This window comes from Burkholderia cepacia GG4 (genome assembly GCF_000292915.1).
GTDB lineage: Bacteria > Pseudomonadota > Gammaproteobacteria > Burkholderiales > Burkholderiaceae > Burkholderia > Burkholderia cepacia_D.
The window spans coordinates 1,916,300-1,943,179 of record NC_018513.1 but is presented as its reverse complement, the minus strand read 5'-3'; the positions used below and the strand labels follow the sequence as shown (position 1 = coordinate 1,943,179).

Below are 26,880 nucleotides of genomic sequence, written 5' to 3'. Positions count from 1 at the left end.
GAGGTCCTGTTGTTGATTCAGTATTGGGTCACGGGAAGGGAAAGGCATTACCACTGCGGCCGCTGGTCGTCGCGGCGCTCGTCACGGTGGTCCTCACGGCGCTCGTCCCGGCGGTCGTCATAACCGCGGGAATGCTGCGCTTCCCAGTCGTGGCGCTCCCAGTAGCGCTGTCCGTCCCAGTAGCGATCGCCATGCCAGCCGATCGTCACCTCGGCCGGGCCAGGGTACGCAACGCAGCCGGTCAGCATCACGCTCGACAGCGCGCCGACCATGACGGCGGATAACACGATGGATTTCATGTCGTTCTCCCTTGGAAACAGCAAGTCGATCGTACGAGCCCCCAAAATTTCACGTGGTAAGAAGTTGCTACGGCAAATGACAGGCGTAAACGCTGCGTCAGGCCGATGAAAGCGCGTGTCGGCGCCATGCAAGCCACGCGTGCCGCGCGAAATCGCCGAGTGTCGGGCGCGGCGGCGCCGCCACCCTTGAATGCCGGGCCGCTTCCCGTCGAGCGGGCTTCCTTTCATCAAGAAAGGAATGTGCGCAGCGCGCCCCTTCGCGCGCGATCCCATCCGCTGAAACGCCGCTTCCGTCGATTGATCAGACAAATCCCGACAATCCGAAGGGGAATCCGGTAATCGTATTGAGAATGATTTGCGTTTACGATAAATTGCGCTATCTCAGAATTAGACGGAGCAGATCGATGGCAATGGCGGAAGTGCTCGAACGACCGGCAGCGGCAACGGCAAACCCGTTCCTCGGCAGTCATCCGGACTTGCCGTCCTGTGCCGCGCCGCGGCCGCGCCGCGCCGTGGAGCCCGGTGCGCAGGGCGCGCTGCTCGACGTGCTGATTTCCCATCGTGCGATGCTCGTCAACGTCGCGCGCGGCTTCGTCGGCTGTGCGAGCCGCGCCGAGGACGTCGTGCACGACGTGTTCGTGAAGCTGGTCGAATTCCCGAACCAGGATGCGGTGCGCCAGCCGGTCGCGTATGTGACGCGGATGGTGCGCAATGCCTCGATCGATGCGTGCCGCCGGCAAAGCCTCGAGAACGTCTATCACACGGAGGAGGACGACGGCTTCGACGTGCCGTCGCCGGAGCCGACGCCCGAGGCCGCGCTGATGACGCGCGACACGCTGCGCCGCGTGTGGGCCGCGCTCGACGATCTGCCGGCGCGCAGCCGTGCGGCGTTCGAGATGGTGCGGCTGCGCGAGGAAACGCTGCAGACCGCGGCGCGCGCGCTGAACGTATCGCAGACACTGGTGCACTTCATGGTGCGCGACGCGGAGCGGCACTGCGCGGAGTGCCTCGACGCATGCCATCGCGGCGTCGCATGCCCGGTGTTCCTCGGCGGTCGCGCGCGGCGGGGGTAAAAAATCACGCCGGCCAATCGTCTTCAAGACAGGAGCGGCCGATTCGACGGTTCGCCGCTTCGCATCCTTCAACCGTCTCCAGCGACTTTCGATCATGACGCAAGCCACGACGCCCTCCGCCGACACCGACGACCTCGTCTACACGGTCGTCATCAACGACGAAGAACAGTATTCGATCTGGCCGACGTTCCGGCCCGTGCCGGCCGGCTGGCGCGAGGTCGGCGTACGCGGCCCGAAGGCCGGCTGCCTCGCGCACATCGAGACCGTCTGGACCGACATGCGCCCCGCGAGCCTGCGCCGCGCGATGGACGGCGAGCGCGCATCGCGCGCGTCGTGACCCGCTGCGCCGAGATCCGGCGCGCTACCTGAAGAGGACGTTGCATGACCTTGCTTTCGTTGCCGACGCTCGACGACCTGCGTATCGAGCCGGGGCTGCCCACCGTCGTATCGCCGCGCAGCGCCGACGGCATGTCGATCGACGCGCTCGCGCCGCTTGCGCATGCGATCGCGGCCGATGCGCTCGAACGGGCGGGCGGTGTGCTGTTCACGGGCTTTCACGTGCCGTCGATCGACGCGTTCCAGCAGTTCGCGGCGTCGTTCGGCGATCCGCTGATCGGCTATGAATACGCATCGACGCCGCGCAGCCAGGTCGAAGGCGCCGTCTATACGTCGACCGAATATCCGCCGCACCGCGTGATTCCGCTGCATAACGAACAGTCGTATACGCGCGAATGGCCGCTGCGGATCTGGTTCCATTGCGCGCTCGCGGCGCCGAAGGGCGGGGCGACGCCGATCGCGGACAGCCGCGCCGTCTATCGCGCGCTCGATCCGGCGCTGGTCGCGCGCTTCGAGCGGCGCGAGCTGCTGTACGTGCGCAATTTCGGCCAAGGGCTCGACCTGCCGTGGCAGCAGTCGTTCGGCACCGACGAGCCGGCCGAGGTCGACCGGATGTGCGCGGCGCGCGGGATCGAATGCGCATGGCGCACCGACGACGACGGCGAACTGCTGTTGCGCACGCGCGAACGCTGCCAGGCCGTCGCACGGCATCCTCGCACCGGCGACCGCGTGTGGTTCAACCAGGCGAACCTGTTTCACCTGTCCGCGCTCGACGACGACATGCAGGACGCGCTCGTCGACGCGGTCGGGCTCGAGAACGTGCCGCGCAACGTGTACTACGGCGACGGCGCACCGCTCGAGGCCGACGCGCTCGCGGAGATTCGCGGCGTGCTCGACCGCCAGCGCATCGTGTTCCCGTGGCAGACGGGCGACGTGCTGATGCTCGACAACATGCTGACCGCGCATGCGCGCGACCCGTTCGAGGGGCCGCGCAAGGTGGTCGTCGCGATGGCGCAGAGTTACACGGTCACGCGCGCGACCGAACGGAGGACCGATGACGCGTAGTACCGCCGCGCTTGCCGCGCGCGGGCTGACAGTGGGTTATCGCGACCATGTCGTGATCGACGGGCTGAACCTGTCGATCGCGGCCGGTCGCGTCACGGCGCTGTGCGGGCCGAACGGCTGCGGCAAGAGCACGCTGCTGCGCACGCTCGCGGGCCTGCAGCCCGCGCGTGCGGGCCAGGTCGACGTGAACGGCAAGCCGCTCGCGTCGTTTCGCCGTCGCACGCTCGCGCGCGAGCTGACCATGCTCGCGCAGTTCAACCAGATTCCGTCGGGGCTGACCGTGCGCGAGCTGGTCGCGTACGGGCGCTACGCGTACGGCGGCTTCCTGCGCGGGCTGTCGCGCGCCGATCATGCGGCGATCGACGAGGCGCTCGACACGAGCGGCCTCGCCGGCGACGCCGAGCGCGACGTCGGCGCGCTGTCGGGCGGCGAGCGGCAGCGTGCTTGGATCGCGATGGCGCTCGCGCAGCAGGCGCCGATCGTGCTGCTCGACGAGCCGACGACCTATCTCGACATCCATCACCAGCTCGACATCCTCGACGCGCTGCGCGCGCTGAACCGCGCGCGCGGGCTGACGATCGTGTGGGTTCTGCACGACCTGAACCAGGCGGCTGCGTACAGCGACGACATCGTGCTGATGCGTGCCGGCCGCCTCGTTGCGCAGGGCTCGCCCGACGCGATGCTGGAGCCGGCGTGCTTGCGCGCGGCGTTCGGCGTCGACATGCTGAAGCTCGCGCACCCGCAGACCGGCGCGCCGATGTGCGTGCCGGCCTACGGGCCGCCGCCGTCCGGCGCGTCGCACGCGGCGGGCACGTTCGACCGCGCAGTTGACCCCGCAGTTGACCGGAATCTCGCCGTATGACGACCTTCGCGATGCGCAAGCGCCTTGCCGCGAGCGGGCAGGGCGCCACCTCCGGTCGCCGCGCCGGCGCGCTCGCGCTCGGCCTCGTCGTGCTGATCGCGCTGCTGGCGGCGCTGCGCGTCGCGCCCGACCTGCGCGTGTGGTGGAACGCCGTGCCGGGCAGCGACGCCGCCGCGCTCGCGCACGTGTTCCTGTTCGACCTCAACCTGCCGCGCGTCGCGGCCGCGCTCGTCGCGGGCGGCTGCCTCGGCATCGCGGGCGCGCTGTTCCAGTCGCTCACGCGCAACCCGCTCGCGTCGCCCGACCTGCTCGGCGTGACGGGCGGCGCGCAGCTCGGCCTGCTCGCCGCGATGCTGGTGCCGGCGCTCGCCGGTGTCGCAGAGGTGCCGCTGCTGTTCGTTTGCGGCCTGCTCGCCGCGACGTGTGCGATCGTCGCGGCCGGCGGCTGGCGCGCGACACCGCTGCGGCTCGTGCTCGCCGGCAGCGTCTGCATGCTGCTGTTCGCGGCACTGTCGACGCTCGTGCTCGCGTTCTTCGAGCAGAACATCGCGGGCGCCGCGCTGTGGACCAACGGCAGCCTTTATCAACCGGGCGCGACCGGGCTCGCGCTCGCCGCACGTTGGCTCGTCGTGCCACTGCTGGCGCTGCCGTTCGTGATCCGGCCGTTGAATCCGCTCGCGCTCGGCGACGATGCAGCAGCTGCGGCCGGCGTGCGCGTCGACGCGACGCGATTCGCCGCGACGATCGTCGCGGTCGCGTTCACGAGCGTGGCGGTCAGCATCGCGGGCCCGTTGTCGTATGTCGGGCTCGTCGCGCCGAACCTGCTGCGCCAGGTGCGCGGCGCACGCGCGGCACGGCTCGGCGTGCTGGTGCCGCTGTCGGCGCTTGCGGGCGGGGCGCTGGTACTCGTCACCGACAGCGCGGTGCTCGCATCGGGCCTCGACGCGACGCTGTCGACCGGCGTCGCGATCGCGCTCGTCGGCACGCCGCTGATGCTCGCGATGATCCGGCGCGGCGCCGCATGGTCGGGCGTGCTGCACGCGGATGGCGAGCGCACGGCCGGCGGCGGCTCGACGCGCGTCGTCGGCTGGCTCGAACGGCTCGGCTGGCCGCTGCGCACCGCGCTGTTCGTCGCGGCCGGCGTGCTCGTGGTGTGCGTCGGCGTATCGGCAGGCCCCGAATGGCTGTCGCCCGCGCGCTGGTCCGCCGCGCTGTCGGGCCACGATGCCGTCGCGCGCATGCTGATCGACCTGCGCATGCCGCGGCTGCTGTGCGCGCTGCTCGCGGGCGCGCTGCTCGCCGTAAGCGGCGTCGCGATGCAAAGCGTCGTGCGCAACCCGCTCGCGGGCCCCGAAGTGCTCGGCGTCACGCAGGGCGCGGGGTTCGTCACGCTGTTCGCCTTGTCGACGTGGCCGCTGATGGGCCACGTGACGCTTGCGGCAGCCGCGCTGATCGGCGGTGGACTGTCGCTCGCGATTACGCTCGCGCTGAATCACCGGCATCGTTACGCACCGCTCGCGGTCGCGCTGACCGGCATCGTCATCGGCGCGCTGTGGACCACGCTCGCGCAATGGCTGATCACGCAGGAAAGCGTACAGCCCGCGCGATTCGTCGTATGGCTGGTCGGCGGCACCTATGGCCGCAGTTGGGTCGAGGTGTCGATGCTGCTGCCGTGGTGCGTGCTTGCAGTGCCCGTATTCGCATGGCTCGCGCGGCCGCTCGACATGCTCGCGCTCGGCGACGACCAGGCGGCCGCGCTCGGCCTGCCGGTCGCCGCATTGCGGCCGCTCGCGCTGACGATCGCGACGCTCGCCGCGTGCGCGGCCGTCGCGGCCGTCGGGCCGGTCGGCTTCATCGGCCTGATGGCGCCGCATGTCGCGACGATGCTCGGCGCGCGCCGGCATCGCACGCGGCTGTGGCTCGCGGCCGCATGCGGCGCGCTGATTCTCGGCTTCGCCGACCTGGCGGCCCGCACCGTCGTCGCGCCGCGCGAAGTGCCGGCCGGCGTGCTGACCGCGCTGATCGGCGCGCCGTACCTGCTCGGACTGCTGATCCTCGAGGGGCGCCGCGCCCGGCGCGCGGGGCGATGATGCCGGCGCTCGACGGCGCATGCGCCGCACGGTTCTCGGCGTTCGCGCCTGCCGCGTTCGCCGAGCATCTCGACGTCGTGTGGCTCGGGATACCTGACGACGCGCACGCGCCGGGCCGGATCGTCGTGCCCGTCAGCGCGCTGCCCGATCACCGTGATGCCGTGCTCGACGCGATGGTCCGCCATTACGGCGGCGATCCGGCGCAGCATGCGCGCGCGCTGATGTCGCAATGGAGCAAGTATTACTTCGGCCGCGCGGTGCCGGCCGGCGTGGTCGCCGCGCTGACGCTCGGCCGGCCGCTCGACATGGCGCCGGAACGCACCTTCGTCGCACTCGACGACGGGATGCCGGCCGCGCTGTATGTCGCGCCGGACGCGCTCGGCGCACCGTGCGACGCACCCGCGCCGCGCTATGCGGGGCTCGTCGCGCATCTCGGCGCGGTGATCGACCTGCTCGCGACGATGGGCCGCGTCACGCCGCGCGTGCTGTGGAGCAACGCGGGCAACCTGCTCGATTATCTGTTCGATACCTACCGCTCGCTGCCGTGCACGGCCGATCCCGCTCGCGATGCCAACTGGCTGTTCGGCGCGTCCTGCGTCGATGGCGAACCGAATCCGCTGCGTCTGCCGGTACGCGACGCCGTGCCGCGCTCGCCGCTGCTGCCGACGCCGTTTCGCGCGCGCCGCGTGTGCTGCCTGCGCTATGAAATTCCTGGAGAAACGCAACTGTGTGGAAGCTGCCCCCTGCTATTGACGATGGACGACGCGGCGCTGGCCGAGCAGGACGCGATCCGGTGACGCATGCCGGCCGCCGGCACGCGCTCGGTGCACTGGCCGCGCTCGGCGCGGCGTGCTGCGGCGCGCTCGTCGCGCCGGCCGGCGCGGCCGCCGACGATGCACGCGGCGGGCCGGGCAGCACGGCTTCGCAACCAGGCCGTTCGCTCGCCGGCAACCCGGTCGTATCGCAGGCGAGCGCGACGATGCCGGTGCGGCCGCAACGCGTGGTCGCGCTCGACTTCATGTTCGCGGAAAGCGTGATCGCGCTCGATATCGTGCCGGTCGGGATGGCCGATACCGCGTTCTACCCGGGCTGGCTCGGTTACGAGAGCGATCGGCTCGCGCACGTGACCGACGTCGGCTCGCGGCAGGAGCCGGGGCTCGAGGCGATCGCCGCGGTCAAGCCCGATCTCATCATCGGCGTCGGCTTCCGGCATGCACCGATCTTCGCCGCGCTCGACCGGATCGCGCCGACGATCCTGTTCCAGTTCAGCCCGAACGTGTCGGAAGCCGGCGAGCCCGTCACCCAGCTCGACTGGATGCGCCAGATCTTCCGGACGATCGGTTCCGTAACCGGACGCGCTGCGCGCGCGAAGACGGTCGACGCGCAACTCGACGCCGGGATCGCGCGTAATGCGTCGCGACTCAAGGCGGCCGGACGCGGCGGAGAACGCATCGCACTGCTACAGGATCTCGGGCTTCCCGACCGCTACTGGGCCTATACGGGCAACAGCACGTCGGCGGGCCTCGCGCGCGCGCTCGGGCTCGATCCGTGGCCGAAGCAGCCGACGCGGGAAGGCACGCTTTACGTGACGTCCGCCGATTTGCTCCGGCAACGCGATCTCGCCGTGCTGTTCGTCACCGCGACGGGGATGGCGCTGCCGCTGTCCGCGAAACTCGATTCGCCGGTGTGGCGCTTCGTGCCCGCGATGCGCGAGCGCCGGATCGCGCTCGTCGAGCGCAACATCTGGGGCTTCGGCGGGCCGATGTCAGCGTTGAAGCTGGCCGATGTGATGACCGACACGATGCTGAATCTGCCGGCCGTGCGCTGAACGCGCGGATGATCGTTCGCGGGCAGGGCAGCGTGGTCGGGAAAGGCGCCGTCATGCTCGTGCCGGACGGGCATCCCGCACTATTCGGTTGGCGTCGCGCGTACGCGGAACGACATTCCCTTCCGAACCGCATCCGCCTGCGCGGTGCCATCACGGCGCGCAGGCGGGCGGGGTTCACGCTTACGCGCTCAGCGCATCGACGCCATCCCGTGCACGCGATCGCGCGGGCGTCGTGTCGCTGACGATCTGCCCGTTGTCGAGCTTCAGCAGCCGGTCGGCGAGATCGAAGTAGCGGTCGTCGTGCGTGATCACGATCACGGCCTTGCCGCGCGCACGCAGCTCGGGCAGCAACTGCTCGTAGAACACGGCCTTGAACGACGGGTCCTGGTCGGCCGCCCATTCGTCGAACAGGTAGAACGGCCGGTCTTCCAGATACGCGACGACGAGCGCGAGCCGCTTGCGCTGCCCGGTCGACAGCGCGCGGTTCGAGAACGCGCCGTCGATGACCTTCACCTTGTGGTCGAGCGCGAGCTTCGCGACGAGCGCGTTCGCGCGCGCATCGGCCTGCGCACGCGCCGGATCGTCCGGATCGACGATGCCGAGCAACGCATCGAACAGGTGGAAGTCGTTGTACACCGCACTGAAGCGCTGCCGGTACGCGGCGCGCTCGCGCCAGCCGATGGTCCGGCCGTCGACCTCGATCGTGCCTTCCTCCGGCTCGTAGAGCCCCGTCAGCACCTTTGCGAGCGTCGTCTTGCCGCTGCCGTTGCCGCCGACGATGAACACGAGCTCGCCCGGCCGGATCGTCAGGTTGATCGGCCCGATCCGGAACATCCGCTCGTCACGCTCGTGGAAGTACGCGTGCGTGACGTCGCGCAGCGTGACGGCGCCGGCCGGCGGCACGTCGGGCGCGTCGCTGGCGGGCGGCACCGTGCGCAGCGCGCCGAATTCCGCCATCACGCCTTCGATGCGCGTGAGCGACACGCGCGCCGCATTGACGGTCGGCAGGTTGTTCAGCAGTCCGTCGAGCGGCACCAGCATGAACAGGAACACGACGACGTAGCCGGCTGCCGTACTTGCATCGGCATGCACGCCGAGCTGCGGCCAGAACGCGGCCGCGCCGAGGAACACGTAGAACAGGAAGATGATCCAGCCGACGCCGACCGCATACGCGCTGAACGCGCGGCGGCGGTGGTCGCGCACTTCGCCGATCGCGGTGCCGAGCTGGCCGTCGACGAACTGGCGCGCGCGCGCGTCGTGCAGCTTCAGTTCCTTCGCGCCGGAGAACAGCGAGCCGAGATAACCGAACAGGCGGTCCTGCGCCTGGCCGGCCGCTTCGAGCGACGCGATCGCTCGGCGATCGCCGGTGTGATAGCCGAGCGAGCCGGCGATGATCGCGGTAACCGCGAGCAGACACACGGGCCACGACAGCCACGCGAGATAGCCGAGGCAGCCGAACACGATCGAGCCGTGCATCACCAGGTTCGGCAGCGCGAAGAACAGCATCGACACGTTGGTCGCGTCGTCGGTCAGCACCGACTGCACGGGTGCCGCGCCGATCCGCTCGATGTCGCGCAGCTCCGCCGCGCCGACGCGCCGCGCGAGATGCACGCGCAGCCGCGCCATCGTGTCCTGCGACAGCCGGGCGAACAGCGTGCCCGACACGATCCGCGTGACGAGCGCGATCACCGCGCACAGCGCGAAGCGCCACGCGAGCGACGCATCGGCCGCGCCGGGCTGCGCGAGCGCGCGGTTCAGCGTCGCGACGAGCAGCACGCTCGCGACGCCGTTGAGCACGCAGGCGACGAGCGCCAGTGCGAGCGATGCGCGGCTTTCGCGCAGCAGCGCGAGGATCAGGCGCGCCGCGGGGCGGCCGGGGGAAGCGTCGAGGGACGGCGGGGAAGAAGGCTCGTGGGCGGCTGTCATCGGCAACGTCGGTAAATGAAGGGCAGGCGAAACATGCGGAAACCGCACAACTGACGCGAAAGCAGCGTGCGGGGCGAACCCGGTTGCGGCTTTCCTCCCTGATAGACGAACGGGCCGGACAAATATTTAGCAGCGCATGCAAAAAAATGAGCGCGCGCGCACTTTGCTCGCAAACCGGTAAAAAATCGGCCGCGCCGTTCGTCACACCAGTGAAGCCGCCCCTTGCGGCCCCGAGACTTGGCCGAAGCGGCCGGACCGAAGGACTTCACGCACATGACGAGTTTCCCGACTGCGTTGTATCACCGAATTAGCGAACAGGCGCGACGCGCACCCGATGCGCCCGCGCTCGCCGCACCCTTCCAGAACGACCTGCGCGTATCGCGCGGCGCGCTCGACGCGCGTGCGTCGCACCTTGCCCGGCAGCTGCGTGCGGCCGGCGTCGGCGCGGAAGTGCGGGTCGGCGTCTGCGTCGAACGCTCGTGCGAGCTGTTCGTCGCGCTGCTGGCCGTGCTGAAGGCGGGCGGCGTGTTCGTGCCGCTCGATCCGCGCCATCCGGCCGCACGCCTCGACTGGATCATCCAGGATGCGCAATTGCGCCACGGGATCGTCGATGCGGCCGGCCGCGCGGCGCTCGGCACGCCGTTCGAGCACGCGTTCGACGCGACTGCGTCGATGGACGACTGCGCGGATGCCGGTGCCGATGACGGAGACGTGCCGGTACATCCGCGCTCGGCCGCCTACATGATCTATACATCGGGCTCGACCGGCACGCCGAAAGCGGTGGTCGTCGAGCACGGGCCGCTCGCCGCGCACTGCGATGCGCTCGCGGCCGCGCTGCCGATCGAGGGCGGCGACCGCCTGCTGCATTTCGCGTCGGTCAATTTCGACGCCGCGCACGAATGCTGGCTGGCGCCGCTGGCAGTGGGCGCCAGCGTGACGATTGCGCCGCCGCAGCCGTTCGCGCCGGACGCCGCCCATGCGCTGATGGTGCGCGAATCGGTCAGCATCGCCGCGTTCCCGCCCGCGTACCTGCGCGAATTCGCGGCCATCGCCGCGCGCGACGGCGTGCCGCCGGCCTTGCGCGTGCTCGCGTTCGGCGGCGAAGCGCTACCGCAGCAGGCGTTCGAATTCGTGCGCCGCACGTTCCCGTCGGTACGCCTGATCAACGGCTACGGGCCGACCGAGGCCGTGATCTCGCCGATGCTGTGGCCGGTCGAGCCGGGCGCGACGCCCGTGCTGGCCGCCGACGACGCGTATGCATCGCTGCCGATCGGTCATGCGATCGGCCCGCGTGTCGCGCGCATCGACGGCGACGCCGCGGGCGAAACGGGCGAGGGCGGCGAACTGCTGCTCGGCGGCGTGTGTCTCGCGCGCGGCTATCACGGCCGCCCGGCGCTGACGGCCGAACGCTTCATTCCCGATGCGGACGGCGAGCCCGGTGCCCGCGTGTATCGCACCGGCGATCTTGCGCGCTTGCGTGACGACGGCGCGTTCGATTATCTCGGCCGCCTCGACGACCAGGTCCAGGTGCGAGGCGTGCGCGTGGAGCCCGCGGAGATTGCCGCGTGCCTGCGCACGCATCCGGCGGTGGCGGATGCGGCCGTGGTCGCCGACACCGGCAACGGGCCGACGCGGCTGATCGCATGCGTCGTGCTGCGCGCGGCGGCCGACGACGCAGCGCTGAAGGCGCACGTGGGTGCGCAGTTGCCCGCTGCGTGGCAGCCGCACCGGTTCGTGCGCTGCGATGCGCTGCCGTATACGCTGAACGGCAAGATCGACCGGGCCGCACTGCGCGAGCGCATCGCCGCCGCACGCGACACGGAACAACACGCGGGCGACGCACCGTGCACGCCGACCGAGCAGCATATCGCCGGGCTCTGGCAGAGCCTGCTCGACCTCGACGCGACGCCGTCGCGCGACGACCGCTTCTTCGCACTGGGCGCGGATTCGCTTGCCGCGATGCAACTGCAGGCCGCGCTGCGCGCCGCGTTGCGCGTGAACCTGCGCCTCGACACGCTGTTCGCCGATCCGGCACTGGCCGAGCTGGCCGCGCACGTCGATCGCGCGGAACGCGAGACGGGCGAGCCGCTGGCCGCGATTGCCGCACGCCGTGCACCGGCCGATGCCGTTGCTGCGGGCTCGCCATATGTAGACCGCGCAGCGTCACTCGCTCAGCAACGTTTCTGGGTGCTCGCGAAAACGCGCGACGCCAGCGCTGCGTATCACATCGCCGCGCACTGGACGATCGACGGCGCGCTCGACCGCGACGCGCTGCAACGCGCGCTCGATCATGTGATCGGTCGGCACGACGCATGGCGCACGACGCTCGTCGACAACGACGACGGCATCGTGATGCAGCGTATCCACGCACATCTGCCGGTGTCGATCACCACGCTCGACCTGCGCGGGCAAGCACCGGCTGCACGCGATGCGGAAACCGCGCGCATTGCCGAGCGCGACGCGGGCGCGCCGTTCGATCTGTCGGGCGGGCCACTGCTGCGCGCGACGCTCGTCGTGCTCGACGACGCTCGCCACCGGCTGCTGCTGACCGCGCACCACGCGATCACCGACGGCTGGAGCTCGCGCCGTGCATTCGACGAACTGTCCGCCGCATACCGCGCGTATGCGGAAGGCCGCGAACCGTCGTTGCCGGAACTGCCGATCCAGTACGCCGACTACGCGGACTGGCAGCGCGACATGCTTGCCGGCGGTGAAGGCGAGCGTCAGCTCGAATACTGGCGCGGCGCATTGCGTGACGTGCCGGGCCCGCTCGCGCTGCCGGTCGACCGGCAGCCGGGCGCGACGCGCACGCTGCAAGGCGCACGCGTGTCGGTGCGCCTGCCCGACGCGGTCGCGGCCGACGTGCGGCATCTCGCACGCGACGCGCAGGCCACCGTCTTCACGGTGCTGCTGGCCGCGCTCGACGCATGGCTGTCGCGCCTGACGGGCGAGACCGACGTGGTCGTCGCCGTGCCGGTCGCGCACCGCCAGCGTCCGGAAACCCGCGCGCTGCTCGGCCTGTTCCTGAACACGGTCGCACTGCGCGTGCGCGTGGCGCCGACGCTGCCGTTCGGTGCGCTGGTCGATGCGGCACGCACGGCGGCGCTCGACGCGGTCGCGCACCAGGACGTGCCGTTCGAGCGCGTCGTGGATGCAGTCAAACCGCCCGTCAAGCGCGGCGACGAATGGCTGCGCGTGAAATTCGCGCAGCAGTTCGACGCGCGGCACGACAGCGTGCTGCCGGGCGCAACCGCCGTCGCGACGCCGGGGCCCGATCTCGCCGCACGCTTCGACTTCGCACTGGATTTCACCGACGACGCGAACGGCATCGAACTGGTCGCCGCGTACGCGACCGACTGCATCGATGCCGATACCGCACGCGCATGGCTCGACAGCTATGCGGCGCTCGTCGCGTCCGCCGCACATGAACCGCAAGCCACGACGGCCACGCTGCCGTGCGATGTATCGTCGGTGTCGCGCCAGCCGCGCGACGGCCGCGCGCTGCGCGTCGAGCACGCCGATATCGTCGCCGCGTTCGCGCGGCAGGCAGCCGCGTATCCGCATCGCGTCGCACTCGCCGATGCATCGGCGTCGCTGACGTTCGCCGAACTCGACGACGCGTCGAACCGCATCGCGCACGCGCTCAAACTGCGCGGCGCGACGGGCGAAGCACCCGTCGTCGTCTGCATCGAGCGTTCGGCCCGCTTCGTGGTCGGCCTGCTCGGCACGCTGAAGGCCGGCGCGCTGGCCGTGCTGCTCGACCCGGCCCAGCCGGCCGCACGCCTCGCGGCAGCGGCCGCCGATTGCGGCGCACGCTGGGCACTCGTCGCGCAGGGTCGGGAGGTGGCCGCGTGGCCGGCCGGCAGCGATGCGCAGCCGCTCGACGTCGACGCGCTCACGCAGGACGCGACGCTCGCGCATGCAGCCGGCGTACGCGTTGCACCGCATCCCGAACAGGGCGCCTATCTGATCTATACGTCGGGTTCGACCGGCACGCCGAAGGGCGTCGTCGTATCGCACGGCGCACTGGCCGACTACGTGCAGGGGATGCTCGACGAACTCGCGTTCGCACCGGATGCGTCGTTCGCGATGGTGTCGACCGTCGCCGCCGACCTCGGCCACACGACGCTGTTCGGCGCGCTGTGCGCGGGCCGCACGCTGCACCTGCTGCCGGCCGCGTGCGCGTTCGATCCGGACCTGTTCGCGGACGAGATGCGCCGCCGCGACGTCGGCGTGCTGAAGATCGTACCGAGCCACCTGCAGGCGCTGCTCGACGCACGCGTGCCGGCCGACGTGCTGCCGCGCCACGCGCTCGTGACCGGCGGCGAAACGCTGACGTGGGCGCTCGTCGCGCGCCTGGCCGCGCTCGCGCCGGCCTGCCGCGTGATCAACCATTACGGGCCGACCGAAGCGACCGTCGGCGCGATCGCGTGCGACACCGCGTCGATCGCCGCCGATGCGCGCGATCCCGCGAGCGGCGTGCCGCTCGGCGGGCCGCTGCCGAATGCGCGCGCGCTGGTGCTCGACGCGTTCGGCGCGTGCGTGCCGGCCGGTGCAACGGGTGAGCTGTATCTGGGCGGCCCGGGCGTGGCGCGCGGCTACCTGAACCGGCCGGCGCAGACCGCGGAGCGTTTCGTGCCCGATCCGTTCACGCCCGGTGCGCGCCTGTATCGCACCGGCGACCGCGTGCGCCTGCGCGCGGACGGCCGGCTCGCGTTCCTCGGCCGTATCGACGACCAGGTGAAGATTCGCGGCTATCGCGTCGAACCGGGCGAGGTGAGCGCGGCGGTACGCGCGGCCGGCCCGATCGCGCAGGCCGAGACGCTCGCGATCGAGCACGACGGCCGCCTGCGGCTCGCGACGTTCGTCGTGATGCGCGACGGCGCGGCATTCGACGAGGCTGCCGTGCGCGCGGCGCTCGGCGCGACGCTGCCCGACTACATGGTGCCCGCGCAGTTCGTCGCGCTCGCGCGCCTGCCGGTGACCGCGAACGGCAAGATCGATCGCGCGACGCTGCGCGAAGTGGCCGCCGCGCCGGTGACGGTTGCCGCCGGCGACGCGCCGCAGGGCCCGGTCGAAACGGCACTCGCCGAAGTCTGGCAAGCGGTGCTGAAGGCGCCGCACGTCGGCCGTGACGACAACTTCTTCGAACTCGGCGGCGATTCGATCCTCGTGCTGCAGGTAATCGCACGCGCTCGCAAGCGCGGCGTGCGCTTCACGCCGAAGCAGCTGTTCGACGGCCCGACGGTCGCCGAACTCGCGCGCATCGCGAAAACCGGGGACGTGGCCGCTGAAACGTCGGCAACGACATCCGCAATGCCGGCGCCGGCTCAGTCCGCACCGGCCGCCACGGCGATCCTGACGCCCGCGCAGCAGCGCTTCTTCGCACTCGACGTGCCGCATCCGGGCCACTGGAACCAGTCGGTCGCGTTCGACGTGCGCGGTCCATTCGACGCCGATGCATTCGCCCGTGCGTTCGAGACGGTGCTGACCCATCACGACGCATTCCGCCAGCGCTTCACGCGCGGCGCGGATGGAAAGTGGCACGCGAGCGATGCGGCGAAGCCGTACGACGCGCTGCCGTTCGTCGACGTCGCCGCACGCGACGAAGCCGACGCACTGGCGCGCTTCGACGCGTTGCAGCGCCGCCTCGACCTCGGCCGCGGGCCGCTCGCCTGCGCATGCGCGGCGCGGCTGCCGGACGGCTCGACGCAGCTCTCGGTGGCGATCCACCACGCGATCGTCGACGGTGTGTCGTGGCGCATCCTGCTCGATGACCTGGACGCCGCGTATCGCTCCGCCTGCGAGAGCGCGCCGGCTCGCCTGTCGCAGCCGGGCCTGCGCGCGGATGCGTGGGCCGCACGCCTCGCGCGTGCCGCAACCGAACCGGCATCGCCGTTCGCCGCCGAAGCCGCGTACTGGGCCGGCACGGCGCAGGGCGACGACCTCGTGCCCGATCATCCGGATGCGCCGGCGACCAACGCCGACGCGGCCGTCGTCGTGCAGACGATCGACGCGGCACTGACCCGCGCCGCATTGACCGACGCGCATGCCGCGTATCGCACGCAGACGATCGAACTGCTGGGCGCGGCGCTCGCACTGGCGCTGGCCGGTCGCAACGGTGCGGCATCGTGCCGGGTCGAACTCGAAGGGCATGGCCGCGAGGCGCTGTTCGACGATGCGGACGCGAGCCGCACGATCGGCTGGCTGACGAGCCACTATCCGGTGACGCTGCCGGTCGAAGCCACGGTGCGCGACACGCTGTGCGCGGTCAAGGACACGCTGCGCGCGGTGCCGCACAAGGGGCTCGGTTTCGGCGTGCTCGCACACTACGGCGCTGCGGCGACGCGTGCGGCGCTGGCCGCCGTGCCGCGTCCGCGCGTCACGTTCAACTATCTCGGCCAGTTCGACGCACCGCGCGACGCGGCGCTCGTGCCGCGCTTCGGCGGCACCGGCGTCGAGCGCGATCCACAGGGGCCGCTCGGCAACACGCTCGCGATCCACGCTTACCTGGATACCGATCGCGACGGTGCCCGCACGCTGAAGGTGCACTGGGTATACGGCGCACCGCAGTTCGAACGCGCGACGATCGACGCATTTGCCGAGCGCTTCGCGAGCGCGCTGCGCGAACTCGCCGACGCATGCGCATCGCGGGTCGCGCAGCGCGGCGGTGGCGCGACGCCGGGCGATTTCCCGCTCGCGCAGGCCGCCGGCCTCACGCAGGCCGCGATCGAGCGCGCGCCGCTCGACTGGCGCACGATCGAGGACGTGTATCCGCTGTCGCCGATGCAGCAGGGGATCCTGTTCCATGCGCTGTTCGCGCCCGGTCATGCAAGCTATGTGAACCAGCTCGTCGCGACCGCGACGGCGCTCGACGCCGAGCGGCTCGCGGCCGCGTTCGGCGCGTCCGTCGCGCGTCACGACATTTTGCGTACCAGCGTGATGCCCGACGAGGCCGCGCCGCTGCAATGCGTGCATCGCCATGCGCAGATGCCGGTCGAGCAGCTCGACTGGCGCACGCGCGGCGCCACGCTCGACGCCGATTTCGATGCGTGGCTCGCGGCCGACCGCACACGCGGCTTCGACTGGCGCGAGCCGCCGCTGATGCGGCTCGCGCTGATCCGTGTCGCCGACGACGCATGGCGCGTCGTATGGACGCGTCACCACGTGTTGCTCGACGGCTGGAGCACCGCGCGCCTGCTCGCGGACGTGCTGCGCGACTATCGCGATCCCGATGCGGTGTCGCCGTTCGCGAGCCGCCCGGCGCTGCGCTATCGCGACTTCATCGCGTGGCTCGGCACGCGCGACCGCGACGCGGACGAACGCTTCTGGACCGACCGGCTCGCGCGCCTCGACGCGCCGACGCTGATCGCCGAGCGCGTGGCCGACCGGGCGGATGCCGAAATGGTCACGTGGCGCGCGACGCTCGATGCGGATGCGATGACGCGCGTCGCCCAAACGGCGCGGGCGCTGAAGCTGACCGTCAACACGCTGGTGCAGGGCGCCTGGGCGCTCGCGCTGCAGCGCATGACGCACCAGCCGGCCGTCGCGTTCGGCGCGACCGTCGCGGGCCGTCCCGATGCGCTCGCGGACGTCGACACGGTGCTCGGCCTCTTCATCAACACGCTGCCGGTGATCACGGCACCCGCGCCGCAGCAACGTGCGGCCGACTGGCTGCAATCGCTGCAACGCGACAACGCTGCCGCCGCCGAGCATGCGCATACGCCGCTCGCCGACATCCAGCGCTGGGCGCGCGGCGCCGGCGGCGCACTGTTCGACACGCTGGTCGTGTTCGAGAACTACCCGGTCGACGACACGGCGCCCGACGCCGATCCGCGTGCGCTCGCGCTGAGCGACGTACGCAGCATCGAAGCGACCGATTTCGCGCTGACGCTCGTGATCGAAAGCGGCGCCGGGCTGACGATCGACTACGGCTACGACACCGCGCGCGTCGATGCGCGACAGGTCGAGACCTGGCACCGTGCGTTCGCGTGCGCGCTCGATGCGCTGGCCCGCACGCCGGACGCGCTGCTCGGCACGCTGTCGATCGCCGACGATGCGACGCGCGACGCGCTGGCACTCGCGCAGGACACGGCACAGGCGTGGCCGGACGCGCAACGGCAGCCACTGCATCTGCAATTCGCGGCCGCCGCGCAGGCGACGCCCGATGCGATCGCACTCGAGTACACGGATGCCCGAGGCCACGTGCAACGCGCGACCTATCGCGAACTCGACCTGAACACGACGCGTGTCGCCGCCGCATTGCGCCGGCGCGGCGTGCGGCCCGATACGCCGGTGGCGCTGTGCGTCGAGCGTTCGTTCGACATGGTGACGGCGCTCGTCGGTGTGCTGAAGGCCGGCGCCGCGTACCTGCCGGTCGATCCAGACTATCCGGCCGAGCGCATCGCGTACCTGCTGCGCGACGCGCGGCCGGCCGTCGCGATTACGCAAGCCCATCTGCGCGAGCAGGTCGAGGCCGCGCTCGGCGACGATGCGACGACGCAACTGCTGACGGTGGCCGATTTGCTCGCCGACGAAGCGGACGAAGCCGGCCATTCCGCCGCCGGCGTCGCGACCGACCTGGACGCCGCACAGCTCGCGTACCTGATCTACACGTCCGGCTCGACCGGCAAGCCGAAGGGCGCCGGCAACTCGCACGGCGCGCTCGCGAACCGGATCGCGTGGATGCAGCACGCGTACCGGCTGACCCGCGACGACGTCGTGCTGCACAAGACGCCGTTCGGTTTCGACGTGTCGGTATGGGAATTCGTGTGGCCGCTCGCCATCGGCGCGAAGCTCGCGATCGCCGCGCCCGGCGACCACCGCGATCCGGCCCGCCTCGCGGCCGCGATCCATGCACACGGCGTGACTGTGCTGCACTTCGTGCCGCCGATGCTGGCCGCATTCGCCGCGTATCTCGACGATTTCTCGGCCGCCGCGCAATGCGACAGCGTGCGCCTGATCGTCGCGAGCGGCGAGGCGCTCGCGCCCGAGCTCGTCGCGAAGGTCGCGCGGCTGCTGCCGAACGCGACGCTCGTGAACCTGTACGGGCCGACGGAAGCCGCGATCGACGTTTCGCACTGGACCTGCGGCCCCGACGACGCGAGCGCGGTCGCGGTGCCGATCGGCCATCCGATCGCCAACCTGCAACTGCACGTGCTTGATGCGGCATGGCAGCCGGTGCCGGCCGGCGCGACCGGCGAACTGTATCTCGCGGGCGCGGGCCTCGCACGCGGCTATCTCGGCCGCCCGGGGCTGACCGCCGAGCGCTTCGTACCTGATCCATTCGTGCCCGGCGCGCGCATGTACCGCACCGGCGACCTCGCGCGGCGTCGCGCCGACGGCGCGCTTGACTACCTCGGCCGCGTCGACACGCAGGTGAAGCTGCGCGGCCAGCGGATCGAGCCCGGCGAGATCGAGGCGCTGCTGCGCACGGTGCCGGGCGTACACGACGCGGTCGTGATCGTACGCGACGAGCAACTGATCGGCTATGTCGCGCGCGGCGACGCGGGCGCGCTCGACCGCGCGGCACTGCTGGATTCACTGCGTGCGCAGTTGCCGGCGTACATGGTGCCGTCGCAGCTGATCGAGCTCGATGCGTTGCCGGTCACGCCGAACGGCAAGTGCGATCGCCATGCGTTGCCCGCGCCGGTGCGCGAGGCGGCCGCGGCCGTCGAACTCGCGACCGACACGGAGCGCGCGCTCGCGACGATCTGGCAGCGCGTGCTGCACGTGGACGCAATCGGCCGCGATGACGATTTCTTCCTGCTCGGCGGCCACTCGCTGCTCGCAACGCAGGCCCATGCGCAGGCGAACCTGCACTGGGGCCTCGCGCTGCCGCTGCGCACGCTGTTCGACACCCGCACGCTGGCCCGCTGCGCGGACGCGATCGATGCGGCCTGCGCGGCCCGCGGCGAGACCGACGCGGCGAGCGCGATCGATGCGCTGCTCGGCGAACTGGAAACCCAATAAGGACGACGGATGACGAAGGTTCAACCCGACTGGCTCGCACTCGCGACGCGTTTCGCGCAACTGCCCGACGCGCAGCGCGCCGTATTCGTCGACAAGCTCGGCGCGGCCGGCATCGACTTTCGCGTGCTGCCGATTCCGCCGCGCACGCCGCGCAGCGACCGTGTGCCGGCCTCGTTCGCGCAGACGCGGCTGTGGCTGCATGCGCGGCTGATCGACGCGCCGGACGCGTATCACATCACCGAGCGGCTCGCGCTGAGCGGCCCGCTCGACGCACACGCGCTGCGGCTCGCGTGCGACGCGCTGATCGCGCGCCATGAAGCGCTGCGCACGACCTTCGACGAAGCGGAGGACGGCGTCGCGCAGACGATCCATCCGCCGCTGCGCTGCCCGTGGCGCGAGACCGATCTCGAAGCGCTGCCCGACGGGGACCGCATCGCGCGCGCAGAAGCCATCGCGACGGCCGACGAAGCCGACGCGTTCGATCTCGATGCGGCGCCGCTCGTGCGTGTGCACCTGATCCGCTTCGACGCGACGCATCACTGGCTCGCGCTGACGGGTCACCACATCGTGTCGGACGGCTGGTCGTCGGGCGTGATGCTGGACGAGCTCGCGGCGTTCTATCGCGCGTATGCGTCGGGCGCACCGGTGCCGCTCGCGCCGCTGCCGATCCAGTACGCGGACTACGCACTGTGGCAGCGCCGCTGGCTCGATGCCGGCGAACGCGATCGGCAGCTCGCATTCTGGCGCGAACGGCTCGATCCGCAACGCGGCGTGCTGACGCTGCCCGGTGCGACCGCGCGGCCCGCACGCCGCAGTGCGCGCGGCGCACGTCACGTGTTTTCGCTCGACGCGCGCATCGCTGCGCAACTGCGAGCATTCGCGGCCGCGTCGGGCGCGACGCCGTTCGCGGTGCTGCTCGCGGCGCTCGACGCGCTGCTCGCGCGTGCGACCGGCGACGCGCGGATCTGCGTCGGCGTGCCGGCCGCGAACCGCGAGCGCGCGGAAACGGCCGGCCTGATCGGCTTCTTCGTCAACACGCTCGCGATCGACGTCGACGTGCCCGTGCACGGCGATTTCGCGTCGCTGGTCGCGCGCACGCAGCGCGCGCTCGTCGATGCGCAGATGCACCAGGACGTGCCGTTCGAGCAGGTCGTCGACGCGCTCGGCGTGCCGCGCAGCGCCAGCCACCATCCGCTGTTCCAGGTGATGGCCGCGTACGGCGAGCGCCGCGCGCTGCCGGCGCTCGGCGCGGCCTCGGCCGCACTGTTGCCGTCCGGCACGCCGTCCGCGAAATTCGACCTGACGCTCGCCGTCGAGGCCACGCCCGACGGCACGTTCGATGCCGCGTTCATTTATGCGCTCGACCTGTTCGACGCCGACGCGATCGCGCGGCTGGCCGCGCGCTTCGTCACGCTGCTCGGAGACGCGCTCGCGCGCCCCGACATGCCGATCGGCGATCTCGACTGGCTGCCGGCCCACGAGCTGGCCCAACTCTTCGCGTGGAACGCGCCGGCAGGCGCAGCCGAAGCCGCACCGTTCGTGCCGGTGCACGTGCGCATCGCCGCGCATGCGAAGGCACGGCCCGACGCACGCGGCGTCGCCGACATCGATCGCGCGCTGACACGCGGCGAGGTCGACGCGCGCGCCACTCGCATCGCGCGCAATCTCGTCGCCACCGGCGTGCGACCCGAGATGCGCGTCGGCGTCGCGCTGCAGCGCTCGGTCGACCTGCTGATCGCGCTGATCGCGGTGCTGAAGTCTGGCGCCGCGTTCGTGCCGCTCGACCCGGCCCATCCGCGCGAACGGCTCGCGCAGATCGTCGGTGACGCGGGCATCGTGCACGTGCTGACCGACGGCGCGAGCGCCGCGTCGCTGCCCAAGTTGCCGGCGCTGCGCGTCTGGCGCGCGGACGAAGTCGACGCGCTCGACGAAGCCGCCAACATCGCTCTGCCGGACGTGTTGCCCGGCCATGCGGCGTACGCGATCTACACGTCGGGCTCGACCGGCAAGCCGAAGGGCGTGATCGTCGATCACGCGGCCTTCGCGCGGCATTGCGTGGCGATCGCCGAGCGCTACGGCGCAGGCGAGCGCGACGTGTTCCTGCTGTTCCAGTCGGTCAACTTCGACGGCGCGCACGAAGGCTGGTTTTCGCAATACCTGTCGGGCGCTGCCGTGTCGGTGACGGCCGACGTGCTGTGGCCGCCCGCGCAGACCTGCGCGATGATGATCCGCGACGGCGTGACGATGACCTACGTGCCGCCCGGCTGCGCCGCGCAGCTCGCCGAATGGGCGCTCGCGCACGGCGCACCGCCGACGCTGCGCTCGCTGACCGTCGGCGGCGAGGCGACGTCGCGCGAAGCGTTCGCGATGCTGCGCCGCGCGATGCCGAACGTGCGCGTGGTCAACGGCTACGGCCCGACCGAGACCGTGATCACACCGACGCTGTGGATGTTCCGTCCCGGCGACGATCTCGCGAAGCTGGGCGATGCCGCGTATCTGCCGATCGGCACGCTGGTCGGCGCGCGCACCGCGCACGTGCTCGACGAGCGGCTGCATCCGCTGCCGGTCGGCGTGATCGGCGAGCTTTACCTGGGCGGCGAGGGGATCGGCGTCGCGCGCGGCTACCTGGATCGTCCCGCGCTGACGGCCGAGCGCTTCGTGCCCGATCCGTACGGTGCACCGGGCGCACGCCTGTACCGCACCGGCGACCTCGTGCGGCGTCGCGCGGACGGCGTGTTCGACTTCATCGGTCGCGTCGATCACCAGGTGAAGCTGCGCGGGCTGCGCATCGAACTCGGCGAGATCGAAGCGCAGCTGGCCGCGCACGACGCGGTGCGCGAGGCGTGCGCGGTCGTGCACGGGCAGGGCGCGCAGGCGCAGCTCGTCGCCTATGTCGAACTGACGGCCGACGCACAAGCCGCCGCGCAGCCGGTCGAAGCCGCAACGCTCGATGCGCATCTGCGCCGCACGCTGCCCGACTACATGGTGCCCGCGCAGCTGATCGTGCTCGACGCGCTGCCGCGCAATGCGAACAGCAAGGTCGACCGTGCGCGGTTGCCGGCGCCGGTGCGCGTCGAGCGCACATACGAGGCGCCGCACGACGGCGACGAAACCGCGCTCGCGGCGATCTGGCGCGACGTGCTGAACATCGAGCGCGTCGGCCGCGGCGATCACTTCTTCGAGCTCGGCGGCCATTCGCTCGCCGCGGTGCGCGTCGCGACGCGTGTCGCCGAGCGGCTCGGCCGCGACGTGCCGGTGCGCGCGCTGTTCGAAGCGCCGGTGCTCGCGCAGTACGCGCGGCAGGTGGCCGACGCGCCGCGCGACGCACATGCCGGCGCCGCGGCGCCGGGCGTCGCGCTGGCCAAACCCGATGCGCAAGGCGTGTGGCCGCTGTCGCCCGCGCAGCTCGGCCTGTGGTTCCTGTGGCGCGCGCAACCCGACAGCGCCGCGTACAACATCCCGGTCGCGCTGCGCGTGCGCGGCCCGCTCGACCTCGACGCACTGCGTGCCGGGTTCGCGGCTGCGGCAGCCGCGCATCCGGCACTGCGTGCCCGGCTCGTCACGCGCGACGGCATGCTGCCGGGCCAGCGGATCGACGCCGCAGCGCCCGTCGCATTGCCGGTCGTCGACCTGTCCGCGCAGCCCGACGCGCTCGCCCGCGCGGCAGCGCTGACCGGCGCCGATGCGCTCGCGCCGTTCGATCTCGCCGCCGCTGCGCCGCTGTGGCGCGCTCGCGTGCTGCGGCTCGGTGCGGACGATCACGTGCTGTCGGTGACGATCCATCACATCGTGTCGGATGGCGAATCGATCGAGCTGTGGCTCGACGCGGTACGCGCACGCTATGTCGAGCGGGTGCGTGGCGATGCGGCGCACGCATCGACGGTGACGGTGACGGAAAGCACGTCGCTCGTGCTGCCCGCGCCGTGCCACCCGGCCCGCGTCGCATACTGGCGCGACGCGCTCGCCGATCTGCCGTCGCGCGTGCTGCCGCAGCGCGCGGACGCGCCGGCCGTGCCGCAATGGCGGGCCGCGCGCATCGCGTTCGAGTTCGACGCGCCGCTGATCCGTGCCGCGCGCGACGCCGCGTCGGCCGCGCACGCGACGCTGCCGATGCTGCTGCACGCAGCGCTCAACACCGCGCTGTTCCGTGTGACCGGCGCGGCCGACCAGCCGGTCGGTGTACTCGCGTCGACGCGCGAGTTGACGGGCGATGCGGCGCGCGATGCGCTTGGCCTCTTCATCAATTCCGTGGTCGTGCGCACGCGCATCGACCCGTCAGCCCGGCGCGCGGACCTGCTCGCGCAGGTGCGCGACACCGCACTCGCCGCGTATGCGCATGCCGACGTGCCGTTCGCCGACGTCGTCGCCGCACTGCGCACGCCGCGTGCCGTGCAGGCCAATCCGCTGTTCCAGGTGATGTTCAACTACCTGCGCCCGACCGGTGCGGCCACACGCGACTGGGCCGGCCTGACACTCGCCGAATTCGACGACGTGCGGCATCGCGTGGTGTTCACGCTGGAGCTCGACGTCGTCGAGCATCCGGACGGTCGCGTGAGCGCTGCGTTCTCGTATGCAGACGAGTTGCTCGACGGCGGCTTCGTCGACGCGCTTGTCGACCTCTATCACGACGAAGTCGCGCGTTTCGCCGGTGCGCCGGAGGCGGCGCTCGGCGCGCCCGATGCGCTGTTCACGGGTCACGCGCTCGCGCCGGCTGGCACGGACGTGCCCGTCGCCGCGGCAGGCGCCCCGAACATGGCGGCCGCGCTCGCGGTGTTGTGGTCGGACACGTTCGCGACGGCCGCGCCCGCGCGCGACACCGACCTGTTCGAAGCCGGCGCGACCTCGTTCGACGTGGTGCGCTTCGTCGACGCGGCTAGCCGCGCCGGTCACGCGTTGACGGTGGGCGACGTGTTCGCGGCACCGACGCTCGCGGCGCTCGGCGCGCGAATCGATGCATCGGCAGAAACGGAGCAGGAGGTGCGCGATGCTGGCTGAAGTGCGTCCGGACGGAGTCACGATGCTCGATACGTACCGCCTCGCGTTCGCGGACGGCCTGTTCGCCGTGCGCGACGGCACGGAGATCCGCGTCGCGCAGGGCGACGGCATCGGCGCGCAGTTGTTGCGCGTGCAACTCGGCGACGATGGCGCGCTGCGCCTCGTCGCATACAACCATCGCGCGGCGCCGGCCGATCAGCGCCGGGCGCTGCTGGCCGCGCTGGCCGCGGCGTTTTCGGACGGCGCGCGCTATGCGGCGATCCGGCTCGATCCGGCCGCATGGCCGGCGGTCGTGCTCGATGCGCTGCGCGCGAGCGGCGTGCTGGCCGACGGCGGACTGTGCATGCGCGAAGGCTGGGCGCAGCAGCCCGACCTGTGGCGCGTCGGCGCCCATCTGCCGTGCGCGACGCTGCCGATGCTGACTGACGGCCGGCGCCATCCGCGCCGGCCGCCCGCACCGCGCGGCGACGTGTATGCGCGCGACCTGCCGACGCTCGGCGTGCGCTTCACGCTGCGCGGCTGGCAGCCGGCCGAGGACGCCACGCGCGTCGCGCACTGGTTCGACGAACCGCGCGTGCGCGACGGCTGGCCGGGCGCGCAGCCCGGCGTGGACGGCACGGCGCCCGCGGCGGACCCGCACGTCACACCGCTCGTCGGCTGCTTCGACGGCGAACCGTTCGCGTATGTCGAGGCGTACTGGCTGAAGGAAGACCCGCTCGCGCCGCACGTCGGCGCACGCGACTACGACCGCGGGCTGCGGATGCTGGTCGGCGCCTCGCGCTGGCGCGGTCCGCATTGCGTGGCGGGCTGGCTGCCGTCCGTCGTTCATTACCTGTTTCTCGACGACCCGCGCACCGAAGCGGTCGGCTGCGCGGTCCCGGCCGGCCGCGCGCGGGTCGTCGACACCCTCGCGCGGCATGGCTTCGCGCGGCAGCGCCGTCTGGCGCTGGCCGACACGCGGCCGCTGTGGATGTGCACGCAGCGCGAGACGTTCTTCTCCGGCCGTCACGTCTGACGCGCCGGTTTCACCGACAAGGGAGCTGAGAGACATGCAGAGAGAAACCGTATTCGACCTGATCGGCGTCGGCTTCGGGCCGTCGAATCTGGCGTTGGCCGTGCGCCTCGCGGAACGCAGCGGCGCGCGTCCGTTCGCGCATTGCTTCGTCGAACGCCAGCCGGAGTTCGGCTGGCATCGCGGCATGCTGCTGGACGATTGCCGGATGCAGATCTCGTTTCTGAAGGATCTCGTTACGATGCGCGATCCGACGAGCCGCTATACGTTCATCAACTACCTGTTCGAGCGCGGCCGGCTGAATGAATTCGTCAACCTGAAGAACTTCTATCCGACCCGCGTCGAATTCCACGACTACCTGAGCTGGGTCGCGGAAGGGTTCGACGAGCACGTTCACTACAGCGAGACCGTCACCGCGATCGAGCCGGTGCGCGGCGACGGCGCGCGGATCGACGCGCTGCGCGTGCTGTCGCGCGACGCAGCCGGCCACGAGCGCCAGCGCGTGACGCGCTCGCTGTCGGTCGGCGTCGGCGGCACGCCGGCGGTGCCGGACGCATTCGCCGCGCTCGGCCGCGACCGCGTGATCCACTCGTCGTCCTACCTGACCGACATCGACCGGCTGGTCGCGTCGCCGGACGGCGAACGCCGCCGCGTCGCGGTGATCGGCGCGGGGCAGAGCGCAGCCGAGGTGTTCATCGATCTCGCGCGCCGCTTCCCGCACGTCGACGCGAGCCTCGTGATGCGCGCGGGCGCACTGAAACCGGCCGACGACAGCCCGTTCGTCAACGAGATCTTCAGCCCCGAGTTCACCGACGTCGTCTACGCACAGCCGCACGACGCGCGCCGCGCACTGCTCGAGCGCTATCGCGACACCAACTACGCGGTGGTCGACCGGCCGCTGATCGAGCAGATCTACGAAATGCTGTACCTGCAGCGCATCGACGGCACGCCGCGCCATGCGCTGCTCGCGAACAGCGCGATCGAAGCCGCGGTGCGCACCGCCGACGGCCGTATCGAGCTGACGCTGCGCGACCGGATGAACGGCGCCACGCGCGTCGAACGCTTCGACGCGCTCGTGCTCGCGACCGGCTACCGGCGCGACACGCATTCGGCGCTGCTCGAAGGGCTCGCGCCGCACCTGGGCGACGCGCTCACGCGCGGCGACGTCACGCGCGACTACCTGCTCGCGACGCCCGAGCAGTTCGCGCCGCGTATCTACCTGCAAGGCTGCTGCGAAGACAGCCACGGCCTGTCCGACACGCTGCTGTCGGTCCTGGCGCGCCGCGCGGACGAAATCTGCGCGTCGCTCGAAGACGGGATCGCGCCCGCCCATGACGAAGGCGCGGCCCGGGCACTGAATGAACAACGACATCAAAACGGGGCGAGCGCGGGCCGCATGGCTTTCGCTCTTTGACAAAGGCG

Annotated in this window: 13 protein-coding genes; 11 read left to right on the top strand and 2 right to left on the bottom strand. The window is 71.4% G+C overall.

The genetic code is table 11. From position 1 onward, the window contains the following. Nucleotides 1-47 precede the first annotated feature (47 nt). Entirely contained in the window at nt 48-299 is a 252-nt protein-coding gene (locus tag GEM_RS08870; protein WP_014897077.1) for a hypothetical protein, read from the bottom strand. A gap of 404 nt (nt 300-703) precedes the next feature. On the opposite strand from GEM_RS08870, the gene GEM_RS08865 reads away from it, so the two are divergent. The 7 genes from GEM_RS08865 (at nt 704) to GEM_RS08835 (ending at nt 7,553) form a co-directional block, all read left to right on the top strand. Next, the gene (locus GEM_RS08865; protein ID WP_014897076.1) at nt 704-1,372 is read left to right on the top strand and encodes an RNA polymerase factor sigma-70; all 669 of its coding nucleotides are present in this window, start codon (nt 704-706) and stop codon (nt 1,370-1,372) included. 94 nt (nt 1,373-1,466) lie between these two features. After that, nucleotides 1,467-1,709 carry an MbtH family protein gene (locus GEM_RS08860; protein WP_014897075.1) on the top strand — a complete coding sequence of 81 codons (243 nt, stop codon included), beginning with the start codon at nt 1,467-1,469 and terminating at the stop codon, nt 1,707-1,709. Nucleotides 1,710-1,753: 44 nt separating this feature from the next. Next, the gene (locus tag GEM_RS08855; RefSeq protein WP_014897074.1) at nt 1,754-2,773 is read left to right on the top strand and encodes a TauD/TfdA family dioxygenase; all 1,020 of its coding nucleotides are present in this window, start codon (nt 1,754-1,756) and stop codon (nt 2,771-2,773) included. Further along, nucleotides 2,763-3,635 carry an ABC transporter ATP-binding protein gene (locus GEM_RS08850; protein ID WP_014897073.1) on the top strand — a complete coding sequence of 291 codons (873 nt, stop codon included), beginning with the start codon at nt 2,763-2,765 and terminating at the stop codon, nt 3,633-3,635. Before GEM_RS08855 ends, GEM_RS08850 begins: the two co-directional genes overlap by 11 nt. Further along, nucleotides 3,632-5,725, top strand: a complete 2,094-nt coding sequence (gene fhuB / locus GEM_RS08845) for a Fe(3+)-hydroxamate ABC transporter permease FhuB (protein WP_014897072.1) — start codon at nt 3,632-3,634, stop codon at nt 5,723-5,725. Before GEM_RS08850 ends, fhuB begins: the two co-directional genes overlap by 4 nt. Further along, nucleotides 5,722-6,522: a siderophore-iron reductase FhuF gene (gene fhuF, locus GEM_RS08840; RefSeq protein WP_014897071.1), complete on the top strand. Its 801-nt coding sequence runs from the start codon at nt 5,722-5,724 to the stop codon at nt 6,520-6,522. The genes fhuB and fhuF overlap by 4 nt, the downstream gene beginning before the upstream one ends. Beyond that, on the top strand, nt 6,519-7,553 hold the full coding sequence (locus tag GEM_RS08835; protein ID WP_014897070.1) for an ABC transporter substrate-binding protein: 1,035 nt from the start codon (nt 6,519-6,521) through the stop codon (nt 7,551-7,553). Before fhuF ends, GEM_RS08835 begins: the two co-directional genes overlap by 4 nt. A gap of 180 nt (nt 7,554-7,733) precedes the next feature. Here the strand turns inward: GEM_RS08835 and GEM_RS08830 are convergent, their stop codons facing one another. Beyond that, the gene (locus GEM_RS08830) at nt 7,734-9,479 is read right to left on the bottom strand and encodes a cyclic peptide export ABC transporter (protein WP_014897069.1); all 1,746 of its coding nucleotides are present in this window, start codon (nt 9,477-9,479) and stop codon (nt 7,734-7,736) included. Nucleotides 9,480-9,752: 273 nt separating this feature from the next. Here GEM_RS08830 and GEM_RS08825 point away from each other — a divergent pair, with 273 nt between their 5' ends. The 4 genes from GEM_RS08825 to GEM_RS08810 are packed head-to-tail and all read left to right on the top strand — an operon-like array spanning nt 9,753 to nt 26,872. Further along, nucleotides 9,753-19,451, top strand: coding sequence for a non-ribosomal peptide synthetase (locus GEM_RS08825; RefSeq protein WP_014897068.1), 9,699 nt, complete (start codon nt 9,753-9,755; stop codon nt 19,449-19,451). Between the two features lie 9 nt (nt 19,452-19,460). Continuing rightward, the gene (locus GEM_RS08820) at nt 19,461-24,446 is read left to right on the top strand and encodes a non-ribosomal peptide synthetase (RefSeq protein WP_014897067.1); all 4,986 of its coding nucleotides are present in this window, start codon (nt 19,461-19,463) and stop codon (nt 24,444-24,446) included. Further along, nucleotides 24,436-25,461 (top strand): GNAT family N-acetyltransferase, encoded by a 1,026-nt coding sequence (locus tag GEM_RS08815; protein WP_014897066.1) that lies wholly within the window; start codon nt 24,436-24,438, stop codon nt 25,459-25,461. The genes GEM_RS08820 and GEM_RS08815 overlap by 11 nt, the downstream gene beginning before the upstream one ends. Nucleotides 25,462-25,495: 34 nt before the next feature. Beyond that, nucleotides 25,496-26,872, top strand: coding sequence for a lysine N(6)-hydroxylase/L-ornithine N(5)-oxygenase family protein (locus tag GEM_RS08810; protein WP_014897065.1), 1,377 nt, complete (start codon nt 25,496-25,498; stop codon nt 26,870-26,872). Nucleotides 26,873-26,880 lie beyond the last annotated feature (8 nt).

What these genes read in the sequence shown, in the direction of transcription:
- fhuF (WP_014897071.1), top strand. Translation starts at nt 5,722, where the DNA reads ATGATGCCGGCGCTCGACGGCGCATGCGCCGCACGGTTCTCGGCGTTC.
- fhuB (WP_014897072.1), top strand. Translation starts at nt 3,632, where the DNA reads ATGACGACCTTCGCGATGCGCAAGCGCCTTGCCGCGAGCGGGCAGGGC.
- GEM_RS08870 (WP_014897077.1), bottom strand. Translation starts at nt 299, where the DNA reads ATGAAATCCATCGTGTTATCCGCCGTCATGGTCGGCGCGCTGTCGAGC.
- GEM_RS08810 (WP_014897065.1), top strand. Translation starts at nt 25,496, where the DNA reads ATGCAGAGAGAAACCGTATTCGACCTGATCGGCGTCGGCTTCGGGCCG.
- GEM_RS08815 (WP_014897066.1), top strand. Translation starts at nt 24,436, where the DNA reads ATGCTGGCTGAAGTGCGTCCGGACGGAGTCACGATGCTCGATACGTAC.
- GEM_RS08855 (WP_014897074.1), top strand. Translation starts at nt 1,754, where the DNA reads ATGACCTTGCTTTCGTTGCCGACGCTCGACGACCTGCGTATCGAGCCG.
- GEM_RS08860 (WP_014897075.1), top strand. Translation starts at nt 1,467, where the DNA reads ATGACGCAAGCCACGACGCCCTCCGCCGACACCGACGACCTCGTCTAC.
- GEM_RS08825 (WP_014897068.1), top strand. Translation starts at nt 9,753, where the DNA reads ATGACGAGTTTCCCGACTGCGTTGTATCACCGAATTAGCGAACAGGCG.
- GEM_RS08820 (WP_014897067.1), top strand. Translation starts at nt 19,461, where the DNA reads ATGACGAAGGTTCAACCCGACTGGCTCGCACTCGCGACGCGTTTCGCG.
- GEM_RS08830 (WP_014897069.1), bottom strand. Translation starts at nt 9,479, where the DNA reads ATGACAGCCGCCCACGAGCCTTCTTCCCCGCCGTCCCTCGACGCTTCC.
- GEM_RS08865 (WP_014897076.1), top strand. Translation starts at nt 704, where the DNA reads ATGGCAATGGCGGAAGTGCTCGAACGACCGGCAGCGGCAACGGCAAAC.
- GEM_RS08850 (WP_014897073.1), top strand. Translation starts at nt 2,763, where the DNA reads ATGACGCGTAGTACCGCCGCGCTTGCCGCGCGCGGGCTGACAGTGGGT.